General features: G+C 61.0%; 16 protein-coding genes. 7 read left to right on the top strand and 9 right to left on the bottom strand.

Going from position 1 to position 16,214, the window contains the following annotated elements:
* The first annotated feature begins 171 nt into the window (after positions 1 to 171).
* The 6 genes from AWB75_RS06745 to AWB75_RS06725 all read left to right on the top strand — a co-directional run bounded on the left by AWB75_RS06745 (position 172) and on the right by AWB75_RS06725 (position 8,762).
* Positions 172 to 2,196: a DUF2345 domain-containing protein gene (locus AWB75_RS06745; protein ID WP_087086501.1), complete on the top strand. Its 2,025-nt coding sequence runs from the start codon at positions 172 to 174 to the stop codon at positions 2,194 to 2,196.
* Positions 2,197 to 2,268: 72 nt separating this feature from the next.
* Positions 2,269 to 3,162 (top strand): hypothetical protein, encoded by an 894-nt coding sequence (locus AWB75_RS36945; protein ID WP_143746408.1) that lies wholly within the window; start codon positions 2,269 to 2,271, stop codon positions 3,160 to 3,162.
* Complete coding sequence (locus AWB75_RS06740) at positions 3,146 to 3,709, top strand: hypothetical protein (protein WP_061123286.1); 564 nt, start codon at positions 3,146 to 3,148, stop codon at positions 3,707 to 3,709. Before AWB75_RS36945 ends, AWB75_RS06740 begins: the two co-directional genes overlap by 17 nt.
* Positions 3,710 to 4,318: 609 nt before the next feature.
* Positions 4,319 to 5,521 carry an ammonium transporter gene (locus AWB75_RS06735; RefSeq protein WP_061123338.1) on the top strand — a complete coding sequence of 401 codons (1,203 nt, stop codon included), beginning with the start codon at positions 4,319 to 4,321 and terminating at the stop codon, positions 5,519 to 5,521.
* A gap of 77 nt (positions 5,522 to 5,598) precedes the next feature.
* On the top strand, positions 5,599 to 6,456 hold the full coding sequence (gene nadE / locus AWB75_RS06730; protein WP_061123285.1) for an ammonia-dependent NAD(+) synthetase: 858 nt from the start codon (positions 5,599 to 5,601) through the stop codon (positions 6,454 to 6,456).
* Between the two features lie 104 nt (positions 6,457 to 6,560).
* Positions 6,561 to 8,762, top strand: coding sequence for a hybrid sensor histidine kinase/response regulator (locus AWB75_RS06725; RefSeq protein ID WP_061123284.1), 2,202 nt, complete (start codon positions 6,561 to 6,563; stop codon positions 8,760 to 8,762).
* Between the two features lie 6 nt (positions 8,763 to 8,768).
* Here AWB75_RS06725 and AWB75_RS06720 read toward each other — a convergent pair whose 3' ends face one another.
* The 3 genes from AWB75_RS06720 to AWB75_RS38040 form a co-directional block, all read right to left on the bottom strand.
* Entirely contained in the window at positions 8,769 to 9,260 is a 492-nt protein-coding gene (locus tag AWB75_RS06720) for a hypothetical protein (RefSeq protein ID WP_061123283.1), read from the bottom strand.
* Positions 9,261 to 10,535: a PQQ-dependent sugar dehydrogenase gene (locus AWB75_RS06715; RefSeq protein WP_061123282.1), complete on the bottom strand. Its 1,275-nt coding sequence runs from the start codon at positions 10,533 to 10,535 to the stop codon at positions 9,261 to 9,263.
* Between the two features lie 79 nt (positions 10,536 to 10,614).
* Complete coding sequence (locus AWB75_RS38040; protein WP_200822935.1) at positions 10,615 to 10,782, bottom strand: hypothetical protein; 168 nt, start codon at positions 10,780 to 10,782, stop codon at positions 10,615 to 10,617.
* A 29-nt stretch (positions 10,783 to 10,811) separates the two neighbouring features.
* Here AWB75_RS38040 and AWB75_RS36940 point away from each other — a divergent pair, with 29 nt between their 5' ends.
* Positions 10,812 to 11,042: a hypothetical protein gene (locus AWB75_RS36940; protein ID WP_143746407.1), complete on the top strand. Its 231-nt coding sequence runs from the start codon at positions 10,812 to 10,814 to the stop codon at positions 11,040 to 11,042.
* 262 nt (positions 11,043 to 11,304) lie between these two features.
* Here AWB75_RS36940 and AWB75_RS06710 read toward each other — a convergent pair whose 3' ends face one another.
* The 6 genes from AWB75_RS06710 to ehuC all read right to left on the bottom strand — a co-directional run bounded on the left by AWB75_RS06710 (position 11,305) and on the right by ehuC (position 16,184).
* Entirely contained in the window at positions 11,305 to 11,694 is a 390-nt protein-coding gene (locus tag AWB75_RS06710) for a DUF3175 domain-containing protein (protein ID WP_061123281.1), read from the bottom strand.
* Positions 11,694 to 12,323: a UdgX family uracil-DNA binding protein gene (locus AWB75_RS06705; protein WP_061123280.1), complete on the bottom strand. Its 630-nt coding sequence runs from the start codon at positions 12,321 to 12,323 to the stop codon at positions 11,694 to 11,696. The genes AWB75_RS06710 and AWB75_RS06705 overlap by 1 nt, the downstream gene beginning before the upstream one ends.
* Positions 12,324 to 12,332: 9 nt before the next feature.
* The gene (locus AWB75_RS06700) at positions 12,333 to 13,895 is read right to left on the bottom strand and encodes an FAD-dependent oxidoreductase (RefSeq protein WP_061123279.1); all 1,563 of its coding nucleotides are present in this window, start codon (positions 13,893 to 13,895) and stop codon (positions 12,333 to 12,335) included.
* A gap of 80 nt (positions 13,896 to 13,975) precedes the next feature.
* Positions 13,976 to 14,800 carry an ectoine/hydroxyectoine ABC transporter ATP-binding protein EhuA gene (gene ehuA, locus AWB75_RS06695; protein WP_087039305.1) on the bottom strand — a complete coding sequence of 275 codons (825 nt, stop codon included), beginning with the start codon at positions 14,798 to 14,800 and terminating at the stop codon, positions 13,976 to 13,978.
* A 26-nt stretch (positions 14,801 to 14,826) separates the two neighbouring features.
* On the bottom strand, positions 14,827 to 15,495 hold the full coding sequence (gene ehuD, locus AWB75_RS06690) for an ectoine/hydroxyectoine ABC transporter permease subunit EhuD (protein WP_061123277.1): 669 nt from the start codon (positions 15,493 to 15,495) through the stop codon (positions 14,827 to 14,829).
* Positions 15,492 to 16,184: an ectoine/hydroxyectoine ABC transporter permease subunit EhuC gene (ehuC, locus tag AWB75_RS06685; RefSeq protein WP_200822934.1), complete on the bottom strand. Its 693-nt coding sequence runs from the start codon at positions 16,182 to 16,184 to the stop codon at positions 15,492 to 15,494. Before ehuC ends, ehuD begins: the two co-directional genes overlap by 4 nt.
* Positions 16,185 to 16,214: the final 30 nt, after the last annotated feature.

The raw sequence follows: 16,214 nt of genomic DNA, 5'->3' as shown, positions 1-16,214 counted from the left end.
GCGATAGGCATACGTAACGCTTGGCGAGGTCGCAGGTCTGGGCGGTACCGTCGAATTCTGGACGGAGGTTCACACACGACCGCTTATTTCGTACATGTGCCCGGAGCATTGTTTATCGGCGTGATTAGACGCTGGAAAGGATGAAACAGCTTGAATATTGAAAAAACGCAAATGTTGATTAGCGTCCGGCTCCGTGGCTCGCATCCTCAACATCTTTTCCGCTTTCAATACGGTCAGACTGACCTGGACTATATTCAGATGCTGGCCCAAAAGGCTGGCATCTATCTGTATATCCAGGAAACGGAATATGGTGACCAGATCGTCCTTGGGGATGACGTAGATCACTACGTCTATGATCCAAAGCTTGTCGTGCCCTATCGTCAAGCATCGGGCCTCGAGGTTGCCCGCGAATCGGTGTCCGAACTATCGATTCACGCCACGACTGTGCCCAAGTCGTTCGTGGTCGCGGAGTACAACCCTGAAAAGTCCTACGAGCGCTTTCGCGATGAGGTCAATGTTGCGCCGGATGATCCGACCACGTATGGCACGCCGTATGTTTTCGGAACGGGGCATGGAGATTTCGCGGGAGCCAGGCTCGAAGCGCAACTGCGTCACGAAGAAGCGATCGCCTGGCAGGTGGTGATCGATGGCAGGAGCACCGAGTCCGAGTTGCAGACGGGGCGCGTGTTCCATGCGGATGAAGAACTTCACGATGCGCCCGACGGGTTGCTTGTGGTCGAGGTCACGCACACGGGCGCGCGCGATCAGGCCTATAGCAATTCATTCAAGGCCATTCCGGCTGACCGGCGCTTCCGTCTTCGACTCGAAACGAATTCTTGGCCGAAGGTCGCCGGCACACTCAGTGCACGGGTCACGTCGCCAGACAGATATAAATATGCGTTCTTGAATGCGGCGGGCTATTACACCGTCCGCTTCGATTTCGACTTCGATGATTGGCCAAGGGGTGGCGAGAGTGTGGCGCTTCGTCTGAGCAAACCGTTCGCGGGTGCGTTCCAGACGGGCTTGCACTTCCCGGCGCTGGATAACGCGGAAGCCATCATTTCTTTCCGTGACGGCGATCCGGATAAGCCAGAGATTATGGGCTTTCACCATCACAGTCAGGCGGTTGACCTGGTCACGAGCGACCGGCGGTGGATTTCGCGCGGAACGATTCGGACGCAAAGCAATAACAAGCTTCGCTTTGAAGATTGGGCGGGGCAGGAGGGCATCAAGCTCAGTACTGAGCACTCGGGTAAGTCGCAGCTCAACCTGGGTTATCTCGTTGATAACAAGCTAGAGAAGCGGGGTGAAGGGTATGAACTCCGGACGTCGGGGCATGGAGCGCTTCGCGGTGGAAAGGGCGTTTATGTTACTGCGTACGATCAACCGGAGGCATCGGGCAAGCAACTCGACATGCAGCAGACGATCGCGCAACTCGAGCAGGCGCTTGAGCTTGCGAAGGCGTTGGCCGAAGCCGCTCGGAAGGCCAAGGCCGAGCCTGCAGACACGGATGCGCAGCAAGCGGTCAATCAGCAACTCGACGGACTGAAAGACGCAGGATTGCTCGTCAGTGCGCCGGCGTCGATCGGACTCGCTTCAGGACGCGGCGTGCAGATGGCTGCCAAGGAAACCATTTCCGCGGTAGCGGGCAAGAACGCCGACATCAGCGTGATGGAGCGTTTTACGGTCGCTGCGGGCGAGATGGTATCGATATTCGCGCAGAAGCTCGGATTAAAACTGTTTGCGGCCAAGGGACCAGTGGAGATTCAGGCGCAGAGCGATGCGATGTCGCTGGTGGCGGACAAGGACCTGACGATAACAAGCGTGAACGGAAAGGTGACCGTTGCAGCGGCGAAGGAACTTGTTATCGAATGCGGCGGAGCCTTCATCCAACTGAAAGACGGCGATATCACGCTCGGTGGACCACTTGACCTTTTCCTGAAGACCATAACCGTTCAAAAGAAAGGAAAGGACTCGCGAAACACTGTTTTTCCAGTGATGCCGGGCGGCGGACTATTTGACGAATCCTTTGTTCTTAAGGACGAGCATACCGGTGACATCTTGGTTGGCCGCAAATACCGAATCAAGCGGCAAGACGGAAGTTATGAGGAGGGAGTGACCGACGGTTCTGGGCACACTCATCTGGTGACGACCGCACATAGCGAAAGACTGATAACTGAGGTCGCGGCCGACTAATTGAATCTATATTATGTTTTAGTAGTAGCTGGCTGTTAACAAAAAATTCAATAAAAGACAAACAGGTAATTGATGAGTAAAGTCATAAATAGTGAACCGGACGCACGGTGGATGGTTTGTGGTAGCTCAACTACCTCTTCCGTTTCGAATATTGCTCGAAAAGAAGTAAAAGTGCCGTCAGTGAAACTTCTCTTTCTGCTTTTTTGGGTGAAGGGTAAGTTTGGTGGATACCTGTATAGCGAGGCAGCGAAAACCAGAATGCACAACATAAAAAATAGTAGTTGGTATAAGGAGCGGGCGCATGAGATTCACTGTCCGGATATCGAGGATGTCTCAGAGATAATCGATATTATCCCTCGATATATCGAAAAATTTGGTGGAAAGTCTAAAGTCCGTGTCAAAGAAATAAGCTGCCATTCTCACTCCGGAGGAGACGGGCCTCTCGGAAGTGTCAATCCTGCCAGATTTTCTTTCGACACTCCTGGCGAATTTGGCCAGATGAAACTGGAAGGCTGGGAGTCGATCGATTTCAATTGGAGTTCGGATTGTCCCAGATTCATTATATATGGTTGCGACTCGGCCCTCGAAGCTCCTCCTGTGGATCATATTAATTCCACGAACTATAAAAATTTCGCCAAAACGCTTTCAACGAAAAAGAATTTCGAAAACGTCGAAGTATGGGGGCAGTCAACCAAATCCGTTCCATCATTTCTACCTGACTATCGGATTACTTCGGCAGCGAGAGATATGCGCACTGGCTGGTGGGCGGGGGAAACTTATCAGATAGCAGCGGGAATGGGAGGCGGTTGGAAGGCAACAGATATCGGCGGATATATCACGAATCATCGAACTGATCAAAAGTATATCGAAGAACACTTCGACCCCGCAAAACCCATGCACTGTTACATAAATGGAGTAAAAATTCGATCTACCCATCAGGGATATTTCAATGACCATCGAAACTAAAGGTAGAGCCCTGATAGGGGTGTTGCTACTCGTTGTTGCGACTCTGTTTTTATTGTGGAAAAATTTTGTCTATTCAGAGCCGTCGTTTGTCGTTACAGGGGGCAAGGAGGTGCTTAGTAAGGTGCATATTAACGTATATATGTTCAGATATGGCTCAAGGTCTTCATTAAACACAATTTTTCTGAACGGGGCTTCATATTCAGTCAATAATAAAAACGTAGACAGATTTGCAATTTATGTTAGCTACAATAATGCGTTGTTCACTCACTATGAGTACGATAATGTGCCGAGGATGGTGAATGACGCGAGCTTGGCTCGCAATACGTTGTTGCTGTGTGGGATCGGTCCCGACGTATTTTTCTCTAATCAAACTAAAAGATGTGATGAGATGGTGGGCGGAATAAAATTAGTTCCTATCGGGGAAGAAATCAAGAGGACAATGTCGCAAGAGCCGGAAACACCAAAATTAAAAACGGCATCGGAAAGCGAATTTCTCATTTCAAATCTAAAAAAATCGTTCTCGGAGATCGCTAAGGGTGACGATTGATCTGCCTTTGGCCGTCAATCACGTCCCGGCTCGGTTCCATAAGACATCACAAGACCGCCGCGCAAGTCGCGAAGGCCGGCAGCGAGCAGGTTGCTGTGATGGGAAACAGCCATGCGGCGGAGTCCTTCATGTCCCGGTTGCCGGAGCGCCCAGTTTGGATTCTCGCGCCGGCCCGATCGCGAGGTCCAGAATGGGAAGTGCGCCCGTCATTTCAGCGACGGCGATCGTTGATTCTCGGGATTGGCCATGCTTGCCCAGGTCTCAGGTCTGATCTCAGACCGCAACCGACGCGATTCACAGGTTGGAGCCACCTCGTGGTCGGTGGCCTTAGGTGAGTGCTCGAGTGCGAACACACGTTCCCGTAGTCGATGTGGCCGAGATAAGCAACCCTTGGCTTTCATAGTGAAATCTTTCGCTCGCGAGCGGTGCATGCGATGCGACCTGACGGGGCAACGCACCAACATCGAGCGCATTGCATCGGACGCCGATAATCGGCATTGCACCAACCTCAACCGCCATGCACAAAGCCCGCGCTGTTCCGATGCCGAATGCGCCAACTTGGCCCGGAACTTGCAAATAAGGCGGCCTTTTCCCAACGACCGCTCGATCATGCAGGCACTCCAGTCCGGAACCGACACTCTCTTTCTGCTGCTTGGCGCCGCGATGGTGCTCGCAATGCACGCGGGCTTCGCCTTCCTCGAACTCGGCACGGTGCGCCGCGAGAATCAGGTGAACGCGCTCATGAAGATCCTCGTGGATTTCGCGGTCTCGACGCTCGCGTATTTCTTCATCGGCTACAACATCGCGTATGGCGTGCAGTTCATGCACAGCGCCGATATCCTCGCCGAGCACAATGGCTATGCGCTCGTGCGCTTCTTCTTTCTGCTGACGTTCGCCGCCGCGATTCCGGCGATCGTGTCGGGCGGCATCGCGGAGCGCTCGAAGTTCAATCCGCAATTGTTCGCGACCTGCGTGATCGTCGGCTTCATCTATCCGTTGCTCGAAGGCGTCGCGTGGAATGATCGCTTCGGCATCCAGGGCTGGCTCACGCACGTTTTCGGCGCGCCGTTCCATGATTTCGCGGGCTCGGTCGTCGTGCATGCGTTCGGCGGCTGGGTCGCGCTGCCCGCCGTGCTGCTGCTCGGGCCGCGTCACGGGCGCTATCACAAGGACGGACGCATCGCCGCGCATCCGCCGTCTAGCATTCCGTTTCTCGCGCTGGGCGCATGGGTGCTCGCGGTCGGCTGGTTCGGCTTCAACGTGATGAGCGCGCAGACCGTCGACAAGATCAGTGGCCTCGTCGCCGTCAATTCGCTGATGGCGATGGTCGGCGGCACGCTCGCCGCCTGGTTCGCGGGCCGCAACGATCCGGGCTTCACGTATAACGGGCCGCTCGCGGGACTCGTCGCGGTATGCGCGGGCTCGGACCTGATGCATCCGCTCGGCGCGCTGATCGCCGGCGCGGTCGCGGGCGTGCTTTTCGTGCAGATGTTCACGTGCGTGCAGAACCGCTGGCGCATCGACGACGTGCTCGGCGTGTGGCCGCTGCACGGCATGTGCGGCGCGTGGGGCGGCATCGCGGCGGGCATCTTCGGGCAGAAGGCTTTCGGCGGCATCGGCGGCGTGTCGATATGGTCGCAGGTCATCGGCACCGTGGGCGCGGTGGCGCTCGCGCTCGCGGGCAGCGCCGCGGTATATGGCGCGATCAAGCTCACGGTCGGTCTGCGGCTCGATCGCGAGGAAGAGTTCAATGGCGCCGATCTCGCGATTCATCGCATCTCGTCGACGCCGGATCGCGAGATGGCAGGCTGATCCCGACGCTCGCGCGATGAGGCGGCTCGGACTTTGCTGTAACGTAGCGAAGTTCATCATCGAAGCGAGCACACATAATGTCGAACGATCACGCCTCCCGCCAGCCTGGCATCATCGAAGAACTCAAGGTTCCCGCTGTTTTCGATCTCGAAGCGGAACGCGAGCGCCGCATCGCGTTCCTTGCCGACTATCTCGAAGCGCAGAAGCTCAAGACCTATGTGCTCGGCATCAGCGGCGGCGTGGATTCGTCGACGGCGGGGCGTCTCGCGCAACTCGCGGTCGAACGTCTGCGCGCGCGTAACGTCGATGCACGTTTCATCGCGATGCGTCTGCCGTATGGCGAGCAGCGCGACGAAGCCGATGCGCAGCGCGCGCTCGAATTCATCAAGCCCGATGAAACGATCACCGTCAATGTGAAGCCCGCCGCCGACGCGATGGGCGAGTCGCTGAAGGCGGGCGAGCTGCTCTTTCGCGACGAGCGTCACGAAGACTTCGTGCTTGGCAACATCAAGGCGCGCCAGCGGATGATCGCGCAATACGCGGTGGCCGCGGCGCACGCGGGCGTGGTGATCGGCACGGATCATGCGGCCGAATCGCTGATGGGCTTCTACACCAAGTTCGGCGATGGCGGCGCGGACGTGCTGCCGCTCTGCGGCCTCAACAAGCGCCGCGTGCGCGCGCTCGCCGAGGCGCTCGGCGCAAGCGTCGAGATTTTTAAAAAGGTGCCGACCGCCGATCTCGAAACGCTCACGCCGATGAAGCCCGACGAAGACAGCTACGGCATCAGCTACGAGGACATCGACGATTTCCTCGAAGGCAAGCACGTTTCCGACGAGGTCTACACGACCGTTTATCGCTTCTACGATGCGACGCATCACAAGCGCGTGCTGCCGATCACGCCCTATGACGACTGGCGCAGGCACGCCCTTCGCTAATACATCGTAAGAGAGCCGGGCGCGATCGGCGCTGTCCTCGTTCGTCCTGCACGCCGGGCGCGCCGGTCATCGTGTACCGGTCGATTTCCTCGGAGACGCAACGCTTGGACTCCACAGAGAACGCGACATTCGATCTGCCGCTGCCCGCCCGCAATTTCGCGTCGATGCGAAAGCTGCTGCTGCTCGTGCTGGCCGTGTCGATCGTGATTCCGCTCGCGTGCCTCGGCATCTACGGCTACTACGATCATGAGCGCCGCTTCGCGGACGCGCGCGAACTGACCGAGCGTCTGACGCGCGTGGCGAACGAGCACGCGCTCAAGGTCATCGATCTGAATCAGCAACTTGAGACACGCATCGTCGATCTGCTCGGCGATAGCGACGACGCGACCGTCAAAAGCCGCGGAGAAGGGCTGCATCGCACGCTCGACGACATGAGCGGCACGCTCGCGCAGATCGCCGCGATTTCGGTGTTCGGCGAAAAAGGCGATCTGCTCGCGAATAGCCGCTGGTATCCGGCGCCCGTCATATCGATCGCCGAGCGCGACGATTTCACTTCCGCGCGCGCGGTCGCGCCGGTCACGTACTTCTCGCTGCCCTTGCGCGGCAAGGTCGCGCGCTCGGACGTGTTCACGACGACGATGGGCCGCATCGGCCACGACGGAAAATTTCTCGGCGTCGTGTCGATTGCGCTGAAGCGCGACTATTTCACCGACTTCTATCGCGAACTCGCGGCAGGCGATCGCGCGGTCGTGATCGGACTCTATCGACGCGACGGCAACATCCTCGCGCGCCTGCCGGCGAGCGCGGACACGGCCGTGCAGCCCGCAACGAATACGCCGTTCACCAACGCGTTTCGCAACAACGAGCTGTACGGCAACGTGCGCATGTTATCGAGCGTCGATCATGTCGAGCGCCTGCTCGCGTTCAGGCGCGTCGGCGACTTTCCGCTCTATGTCGCCACGGGCTATGCGACCTCGGTCGTCGAGGCGAGCTGGCGCAAGAATCTCGCGTTCGTCGCGGCGATCGCGGCGTTGCCGTGCATCGGCATATGGCTGTTGATCGGGTTCTCGATTCGCCGGCTCGATGCGGAACAGGCGGCGTGGGAGCGCTGGCAGGCCGAAGTCGCGACGCGCCTGTCCATCGAGGCATCGAGCCGGCAATTGCGGCGCATGGGCGCGCTCGGCAATCTCGTCGCGAATGTGGCGCACGACTTCAACAACTTGCTGATGGTCGTCGGCGCGAACATGGACCTCGCGCGCCATAAGCACTTCAACGACGTCGAGAACGAAGTGCTCGCGGTGGAGCGCGCGACCGCCGGCGCCGGATCGCTCGCGCGGCGGCTGATGAGCGTCGCGCGCAAGCAGCCGCTCAAGCAGGAAATCGTCGATCCCGCCGACTGGCTGAGAAAGGTGATCGATCTCGTGAAGAAATCGGTGCATCCGTCGATCACGGTGACGCTGGAGCTGTCGCCCGATTTATGGAAGGTGATGGCCGATCCGATCGAGCTGGAGCTCGCGCTGGTGAACCTCGCCGTGAATGCGAGCGATGCGATGCCGCACGGCGGGCGCGTCGTGATCCGCTGCCAGAATGCGCGCGTGCGCGGCGCGGAGATCGATATCCCCGACGGCGAATACGTGCTCGTGTCGCTCACGGACAATGGCGAAGGCATGACCGAGCAAGTGCGTCGGCGCGCGTTCGAGCCGCTTTTCACGACCAAGCAGCGCGGCGCGGGCACGGGCCTCGGGCTCGCGCAAGTGCTGGCCGCGTGCGAGCAGGCGGGCGGCACGGCGCGCATCACGAGCGTGGCGGGTTCGGGCACGACGGTGCGGCTCTATTTGCCGCGGCATCATGAGCCGGTGTCGGTGCAGACGGAAGTCAGTGCGCCGCCCGATATCGCACCGCCATCGGCCGCGCCCGCATCCGTCGATGAAGAAGACGCGCCGTTGCGCGGCACGTCGGTATTGCTCGTCGAAGACAACCCGGATGTCGCGGCGGGCGTGACCGCGGTGCTCCAGGTATTCGGCTGCGCGGTGCATCACGAAGCGAGCGCGGATGCCGCGTTCGCGCTATTGGGCGAGGGCTACGGCTTCGATCTCGTCCTCTCCGACGTGCAGATGCCCGGCCGCATGAACGGCATCGATCTGGCCGAGCAGATCGCGAAGCGCCTGCCCTCGCAAAAGCTCGTGCTGATGACGGGCTACGCGGACGAAATAGAGCGCGCGAAGCACCTCGGCGTGCCGATCCTCGCAAAGCCCTTCAACATGAACGATCTGCTCGATCTCATGGCGCCCGGCGTGCCGCATTGAGTGTGATCAGCGCTTGTTGCGCGCTTGCACGGCACGCGCGCCGACGAGCGGGTTGAACGCCGCGCGCTTCGGCTCGGCGGGCGTGCTCTTCTTTGCTGCTGCACGGCTTTTCGATGGCGGGTCGTCACCGCTTAGCTGGCTCAACAAGTCTTCGTCTTCTTCGGGTTCTGCTTCTGCTTCTTCCTTTGCTGCGTTCGCCCGCGGTTCGCTTGCCGCGAGATGCGCCACGACCGACATGAAATCCTTCTGCGCGCTCTTCAATCCGCGCGCGGGCATCATGACGAGCACGACGGCTTGCTGCACCGTATGGCCATCGACGGTTTGCAGCGTGCCTTCCTCGTTCCAGTCGATGCCGCTATCCGCATACCCCGCGACGACGTGATGCAGCACCGCGGGCGACATGACGCCGGCATCGTAGAGCGCGACGATCTGCCGTTCCGCGAGCGCGAAGAGACTCGGCGCACCGTGTTCGGTTCGCCTGGGCTTTCTCGCGGCCATTCACTTCGCGGCGGGCGCGACCCGCCACACGGTGTTGCCCACATCGTCGGCGACGAGCAACGCGCCCTTGCCATCGACCGCGACGCCCACAGGACGTCCGAGCGCATGGCCATCCGACGAGACGAAGCCCGTCAGGATATCCTCGGGCGGACCGGCTGGCTTGCCGTTCTCGAAGGGCACGAAGATGACCTTGTAACCGCTTCTCGGCTTGCGGTTCCACGAGCCGTGCTGACCGATGAACGCGCCGTTGCGATAGCGTTCGGCAAACGCGCTGCCGTCGTAGAAGGCGAGTCCGAGCGACGCCGTATGCGCGCCGACCGCATAGTCGGGCACGATCGCCGCCTGTACGAGATCCGCGCGCTGCGGCTTCACGCGATTGTCGACATGCTGTCCGTAATAGCTGTACGGCCAGCCATAGAACGCGCCGTCTTTCACGGAAGTCAGATAGTCCGGCACGAGCTCGTTGCCGAGTTCGTCGCGTTCGTTCACGACAGTCCACAGCGCGCCGCTTTGCGGCTGCCATGCCATGCCGTTCGGATTGCGCAAGCCGGTGGCGAACAGGCGCGCTTGTCTGGTTTCGATATCCACTTCCATGATCGCCGCGCGCCCGTTCTCCGCGTCGATGCCGTTCTCCGCCGCATTGCTGTTCGAGCCGACGGTCACGTAGAGCTTCTTCCCGTCGCGGCTCGCGATGATGTTCTTGGTCCAGTGATGATTGATGTCGCCGGCGGGCAAATCGATGAACTTTTCGCCGGGCGTCGTGATTTGCGTCGCGCCGGTTTCGTACTTGAAGCGCATGATCGAATCGGTATTCGCGACGTAGAGCTCGTCACCGACCAGCGCCATGCCGAAGGGCGAATGCAGCTTGTCGATGAACACGCTGCGCGTTTCCGCGACGCCATCGCCATCGGCATCGCGCAACAGGACGATGCGGTCCGCGCTCGGCACGGCGGCGCCCGCGCGCTTTTGCACCTTCTTCATCACGAAACCCTTGATGCCGGCGTTCTCGTCGTGCTTCTCGGGCGCGTTGCTTTCAGCGACGAGCACATCGCCATTGGGCAGCGTCGCGAGCCAGCGCGGATGATCGAGCCCCGTGCCGAAGGCGTTCACGGTGAAGCCCGCGGCGGCGGTGGGCTGCTGTCCTTGCGGCCACGGTTTCGCGGGCGCGATGTTCACCGTCGGCATCAGAGATTTATGCGGCGCGGGCAGCGTCGGGTTCGGGCCGAAGTCCTGAGCGTAGTCGTCGGCGATGGCCGCGCCGCTCCCGAGCATCATCGCGAACGCGGCAGCCTGCGCAAATTTTTTTGTTCTGGTCTTCAAGCGAAAGCTCCTGACGAGTGATTCAAACGCCGATTCAACCGCCGCCGATGCCTTGCGTCACCTTGCCCGTGCCGCCGCATGTCTTGCAGTCCGCCGCGTCGCGCTTGCCCGAGCCATTGCAGTCCGGACAGAGATCTTCGCCGCTGCCGGGTGCGCCGGGTTCGGCTTCATCGCCGGGATTGAGAGGAGGTTCTTGCGCCATCGCCGTCTCCTTGCGCGTGAGTAGGGTGTATGGGCTTCGAATACAGCAAACAGCGCAGCAAACAGCGTTCCTTCCCGGCGTGCAAGGTTTGCAGGTTTCTGGAAGTTTTTGCACGCGCGCGGAGGAGCAGCGACGCGCAACCCCTTGCCGCGCCGGACTTCGGTTCTGGTACGCGCGATGCTCACATGAAGTTGCGGCGCAAGCCGCGGCTTTTACCACTGCAAACGTCGTCGCGCGGCTTCCTGCGTGCGATGACATAGCCAGGAGGGCTTTTATGAGCGGAAACCAAAAGCAAACGGGCAACCAGCCGTCCAAGCCGAATGAATCGAGCGATTCTCACAGGCAGCACGGTCAAAACGAAAAGTCACCGGGGCAACCGCAACAAGGTCAGACCGGCCAGCGGCAGCAGAATCAGCCGTTACCGCAGCATCAGGGTGGCCAGCGTCAACCTTGATCATCTTGGAGAAGTGGCAGGAAGTAACGCGCGCGGTCTCGCATTCGTGAGGCCGCGCGCGATCGCATTCATGGCTTGCGTCCGAATGCTTCGCGCAGGCGCTTTTTCGCGCGTTCCAGCGTGCTCTTGCGCGACTTCGGCAAATTACGCCCGGCGCGATTGATATAGAAGTTGAGCATCGCCATCGCCGATTGAAACGGCGAGCCCTTGCGACGCGTGCTGCGCGTCGAGGAGCGCTTGAGCGAATCGGCGATTTCCTGCGCGTTGCCGGTCTTGAAGATATCGCGCTGGATATCCATCGCGTCGCTCGTTTCCATCACGTGATGCGACCAGCGGTGCGCAGAACGCTCGGGCTTCTTGCGCGCGCCCGCGAGCGCGTGCCTCTGCCGCGTGCTCGGACGCTTGCCGCCGCGTGTCTTGCTGGTCTTCTTCGATGCCGTTTTCGTAGCGGTTGCCATCATCGTGTCCTGTGATGCGTGATGAGTCGATGCGCCTCGCGCAGCGCATCGACGATCGCCTTGTAGGCGCGCTCGCGTGTTTCGGGATCGGGCGCGCGCAACGCGAACGAAGGGTGATACGTCGCGACGATCGCATGCCCTTCGTGCTCGATCGCGTGTCCCATCGACGCCTGCAACGTCGCCTTCGAATCGCGCAGCACCGATTTGAGCGCGGTCGATCCGAGCGCGACGATCACCTTCGGCGCGACATCGCCCGTTTCGCGATCGAGCCAGTAATGGCATGCATCGACCTCGCGTTGCGCGGGCGTCTTGTGCATGCGCCGCTTGCCGCGCGGTTCCCATTTGAAGTGCTTCACGGCGTTGGTCACGTACACCTCCTTGCGCGCGACGCCGGCCTCTTCGAGCGCGCGATCGAGCATCGCGCCAGCCGGTCCGACGAAGGGCTTGCCCTGCACGTCTTCCTGATCGCCTGGTTGCTCACCGACGATCATCATCGGCGCATGACGCGGACCCGCGCCCGGCACGGCTTGCGTCGCGTGTTCCCAGAGCGCGCAGCGCCGGCATTCATCGAGCGATTCGGGCGCCTGCTCCGGTTGGACGCCGGGCTGCGGCTTCTTCGATGCGGCCATGTCCGTCGCTCATGCGTTCGCGATGCGCCGCGCGTCGTCGAGCGTGAGCGGTTCGCGCATCGCTTCGGCGAGACGGCACACGGCGGCGTCGTGCTCGCATGCGACGACCGCGCCCACGCGGCCATCCTTCATCAGATACGCGATGAAATGCTGCGCGTCCGGATCGCCGTCTATCTCGATGCTGTCGGGCTCCTTCACATGCCCGAGATAATCGAATGTCTTCTCGTAGTGATAGGTCCAGAAGTAGGGCACGCCCACGTATTTGCGCGGGCTGCCCGCCATGTTGTATGCGGCGACGCGCGCATGCTGCTGCGCGACGCGCCAGTGCTCGATGCGCACGCTCTGGTCCGAGCGCGGCAGCGGAAAACGCGCGATATCGCCGGCTGCATAGAGCGCGGGCGCGGCGAGCATGGTTTCATCGACGCGCACGCCGCCATCGTCGTCGAGCGTGATGCCCGACAGAAACGATGTCGCCGGTCCGACGCCCGTTCCGGCGAGCACGACATCGGCCGCGAGCTTTTCGCCGGTATCGAGGATCACTTCGCGCACCGCATTGCCGCCCCTGAATGCGCTCACGCGCGCGTTCATATGAAAGGTCACGCCGTTCTTCTCGTGCAGCTTCCTGAACATCTCGCCGATGCGCTCGCCGAACTGCTTCGCGAACGGCACCTTGCCGGGCGCGACGACCGTCACGTCGATATCGCGCTTCCTCAGACAAGAAGCCGCTTCGAGCGCGATGAAACTCGCGCCGACGATCACCGCGCGCCTGCGCCCTTCGAGCGATTGAAGAATCGCGCGCGCATCGTCACGCGTGCGCAGCAGATGAACATGTTCGAGATTCGAGCCGGGGATCTCGAGCGGCTTGGGCATGCCGCCCGTGCAGACGAGCGCGGCTTCGTAGTCGATCTTCCGGCCGTTCGCGAATTCGGCGTGCCTGTCCGCGGCATCGAGACGAACGGCTTGCGATTCGATGCGCTCGATGCCGTGCTTCGCGAAGAAATCCTCATCGAGCAGCGGCGGAACGTCATCGGGCGGCATGTCGCCCGCGAGCGTGAATTTGCTGAGCGACGTCCGATCGTAAGGCTCGCGCGCATCGTCGCCCGCGAGCACGATGCGGCCGTCGAAGCCCGCCTCGCGCAACGCCGAACATGCCGCCGCGCCCGCCGCGCCCGCGCCGACGATCAGCATGGTCCGCTCGTTCGAATGACGGGTCTCTTTCACCGCGCCGCTATCGGCGGGCGGCAAGGACACGTAGACATCCCCGTCCTTCACGGTCGCGTCATAGCGTGTCAATGCCTTCAACGGCGGCGGTTCGATGAGACTGCCGTCGCGAACCTCGAACGTGCCCTTGTGCCACGGACACACGATGCGTCCATTGCAGATAGCACCTTCATCGAGCGGGCCGCCTGCGTGGGGACATTCGGCAGTAAAGGCGCGAACGGCGTCGCCATCGCGCACGAGAAGAATCGGCGTTTCCTTCGCGTCTTTTTCGTCGCTTTTGATGCACACGCGTGTGCCGCGTTCGGCGGCGAGATCCGCGAAACGCGCGACTCTATGCAAGGTGGGGGACATTGCACTCTCCGTTGGCTGAAGCACAAAGCCATACGGAGAGCGCGAAGCAATTATCGGACCGCGACAAAGCTATCGAGAGATCAAAGCGCTTCCGTCACCGCGCGCAGAAATTGACGCGTGCGCTCATGCTGCGGCGCGGTGAAGAACTGCTGCGGCGGCGCCTGCTCGATGATCTTGCCCTGCGAAAAGAAGCACACCCGATCCGCGAAATCCTTCGCGAAACCCATCTGGTGCGTGACCATCAGCATCGTCAGGTTGTGCTCCGCGCCGAGGCGTCGGATCACGTTGAGCACTTCGCCGCAGAGCTCGGGATCGAGCGCTGACGTCACTTCGTCGAACAGCATGATCTTCGGGCGCATGGCGAGCGCACGCGCAATCGCGACGCGTTGCTGCTGTCCGCCCGACAACTGCGACGGATAGTGATTGCACTTTTCGGCGAGGCCGACCATCGAGAGCAACTCGCGCGCGCGCTCGGTCGCTTCCTTCTTCGATAACCCGAGCACGCTCATCGGCGCTTCGATCGTATTCGCGAGCGCGGTCATGTGCGGAAACAGATTGAAGCTCTGAAACACCATGCCGATCTTGCTGCGCACTTGCCGCACATGGCGCGGCGATGCGGGCACGAGCTTGCCGCCGCGCATCTCGTGCGTGAGCGGCTCGCCGTCCACTTCGATGACGCCATCGGTCAAGGGATCGAGCGTCATCAGAACGCGCAGCAGCGTGGACTTGCCCGAGCCGCTCGGCCCGATGATCGCTACTTTCTCGTTGGGCGCGACATCGAGATCGAGGCCGTCGAGCACGGTCAGCGCGCCATAGCGCTTCGTGACATTGCGAAAGCGCACGATCGCCGCGTTCGCCTGTGTCTCAGCCGCCGCGCCAAGCGCTGGGTCGAGGTCTCGCTTCATGTGCTGCTCCTGAATGTGGGTGGCGGTCATGGCAGCCTCACGCGCCGTTCGATGTGACGCACGCCCGAGGCGAATGTCACGCTGATGATGAGAAAGAAGATTCCGGTCATCGTGATCGGTTCGAGATAGCGGAATGTCTCGGAGCCGATGTTCTTCGCCTGCTGCATCAGTTCGACGACGGTGATCGCGGAGAGCACCGGCGTGTCCTTGAACATCGCGACGAGATAGTTGCCGAGCGCGGGAATCACCGGGCGGATCGCCTGCGGCAGAATCACGCCGGTATAAGTGCGCCACGGCGGGATCGACAGCGCGCACGATGCCTCCCACTGTCCGCGCGCGACGCCGTTGAGCCCCGCGCGATAGACCTCCGACACATAGCACGCGTAATGCACCGCGATGCCGAGCGTGCCCGCCATCAACGCGGACATCGTGAAGCCATACAGCGGCGCGACATAGAAGAGCACGTACACCTGAATCAGCAGCGGCGTGCTGCGGATGAACTCGATGAAGAACGCGGTCGTTTTCGCGAGCGGTGCAAAGTCGCTGCGCCGCATGATCGCGAGCACGAGGCCGAGCACGAGCGCGATCGCGAAACCGACGAGCGTGATGCCGATCGTGTACATAGCCGCGCGCGCGAGTTCGGGCAGGATATGCAGCGCGTATTTCACATCGAAGAGCTGGCCGAGCGTGGTCATGATGCGGCTCCCTCGGGCGTGCGGCTGATCTTGCGAATCGCGACATGACTGCTCACGCGCCGCTCGAACACGCGCATCACGGCGACGATCACCTGCGCCAGCACGAAGTAGATGAGCAACGTGAGCCCGAAGACTTCGGCGGTCTTGAACGTCGCTTCGTCGAGCTGGCGCGCGCGGAACGTGAGGTCCGAAAGCGTGATCAGCGAGACGAGCGACGTACCCTTGAGCAGTTCGATCATCAGGTTGGTCGCGGGCGGCAGCGCGTTGATCATCGCCTGCGGCAGCACGATGCGACGCAGCCGCGCGGCCGCCGGCATGTTCAGCGCGAGCGCCGCTTCATACTGGCCGCCCGGCACCGAGCGCAGCGCGCCGCGCAGGATCTCCGAGCCATACGCGCCGTAATGCAGCCCCAGTCCGACGATGGCGACCGTGAAGGGCGTCAGCTTCAGATCGAAAGGCGGCAGCGGCAGCACGAAGAACAGCCAGAACAACTGCACGAGCAGCGACGTGCCGCGAAACACTTCGACATACACGTTGCCGGCCCAGCGCACGAGACGGTAGGGCGCGGCGCGCAACGCCGTCGCGACACCCGCCATCACGATCGCGAGCAGGATGCTGATGACGGCGATCTGGATCGTGACGAGCGTGCCCTTCATCATCAAGGGCAAAAGCTCATTGAGGTCACTCATGACGGTTCCTCGCTAATTGATGAACGCTGC

It is taken from the genome of Caballeronia catudaia, from assembly GCF_001544755.2.
In the GTDB taxonomy this organism is placed as follows: domain Bacteria; phylum Pseudomonadota; class Gammaproteobacteria; order Burkholderiales; family Burkholderiaceae; genus Caballeronia; species Caballeronia catudaia.
Note: the sequence above shows the minus strand (reverse complement) of the source record. Positions and strands in the feature narration are given on the sequence as shown.

Bases quoted from the DNA above. Each gene is read 5' to 3' on its own strand.
- AWB75_RS06745 (WP_087086501.1), top strand. From the start codon at position 172: ATGTTGATTAGCGTCCGGCTCCGTGGCTCGCATCCTCAACATCTTTTC.
- AWB75_RS36945 (WP_143746408.1), top strand. From the start codon at position 2,269: ATGAGTAAAGTCATAAATAGTGAACCGGACGCACGGTGGATGGTTTGT.
- AWB75_RS06740 (WP_061123286.1), top strand. From the start codon at position 3,146: ATGACCATCGAAACTAAAGGTAGAGCCCTGATAGGGGTGTTGCTACTC.
- AWB75_RS06735 (WP_061123338.1), top strand. From the start codon at position 4,319: ATGCAGGCACTCCAGTCCGGAACCGACACTCTCTTTCTGCTGCTTGGC.
- nadE (WP_061123285.1), top strand. From the start codon at position 5,599: ATGTCGAACGATCACGCCTCCCGCCAGCCTGGCATCATCGAAGAACTC.
- AWB75_RS06720 (WP_061123283.1), bottom strand. From the start codon at position 9,260: ATGGCCGCGAGAAAGCCCAGGCGAACCGAACACGGTGCGCCGAGTCTC.
- AWB75_RS06715 (WP_061123282.1), bottom strand. From the start codon at position 10,535: ATGATGCTCGGGAGCGGCGCGGCCATCGCCGACGACTACGCTCAGGAC.
- AWB75_RS38040 (WP_200822935.1), bottom strand. From the start codon at position 10,782: ATGGCGCAAGAACCTCCTCTCAATCCCGGCGATGAAGCCGAACCCGGC.
- AWB75_RS36940 (WP_143746407.1), top strand. From the start codon at position 10,812: ATGGGCTTCGAATACAGCAAACAGCGCAGCAAACAGCGTTCCTTCCCG.
- AWB75_RS06710 (WP_061123281.1), bottom strand. From the start codon at position 11,694: ATGGCAACCGCTACGAAAACGGCATCGAAGAAGACCAGCAAGACACGC.
- AWB75_RS06705 (WP_061123280.1), bottom strand. From the start codon at position 12,323: ATGGCCGCATCGAAGAAGCCGCAGCCCGGCGTCCAACCGGAGCAGGCG.
- AWB75_RS06700 (WP_061123279.1), bottom strand. From the start codon at position 13,895: ATGTCCCCCACCTTGCATAGAGTCGCGCGTTTCGCGGATCTCGCCGCC.
- ehuA (WP_087039305.1), bottom strand. From the start codon at position 14,800: ATGAAGCGAGACCTCGACCCAGCGCTTGGCGCGGCGGCTGAGACACAG.
- ehuD (WP_061123277.1), bottom strand. From the start codon at position 15,495: ATGACCACGCTCGGCCAGCTCTTCGATGTGAAATACGCGCTGCATATC.
- ehuC (WP_200822934.1), bottom strand. From the start codon at position 16,184: ATGAGTGACCTCAATGAGCTTTTGCCCTTGATGATGAAGGGCACGCTC.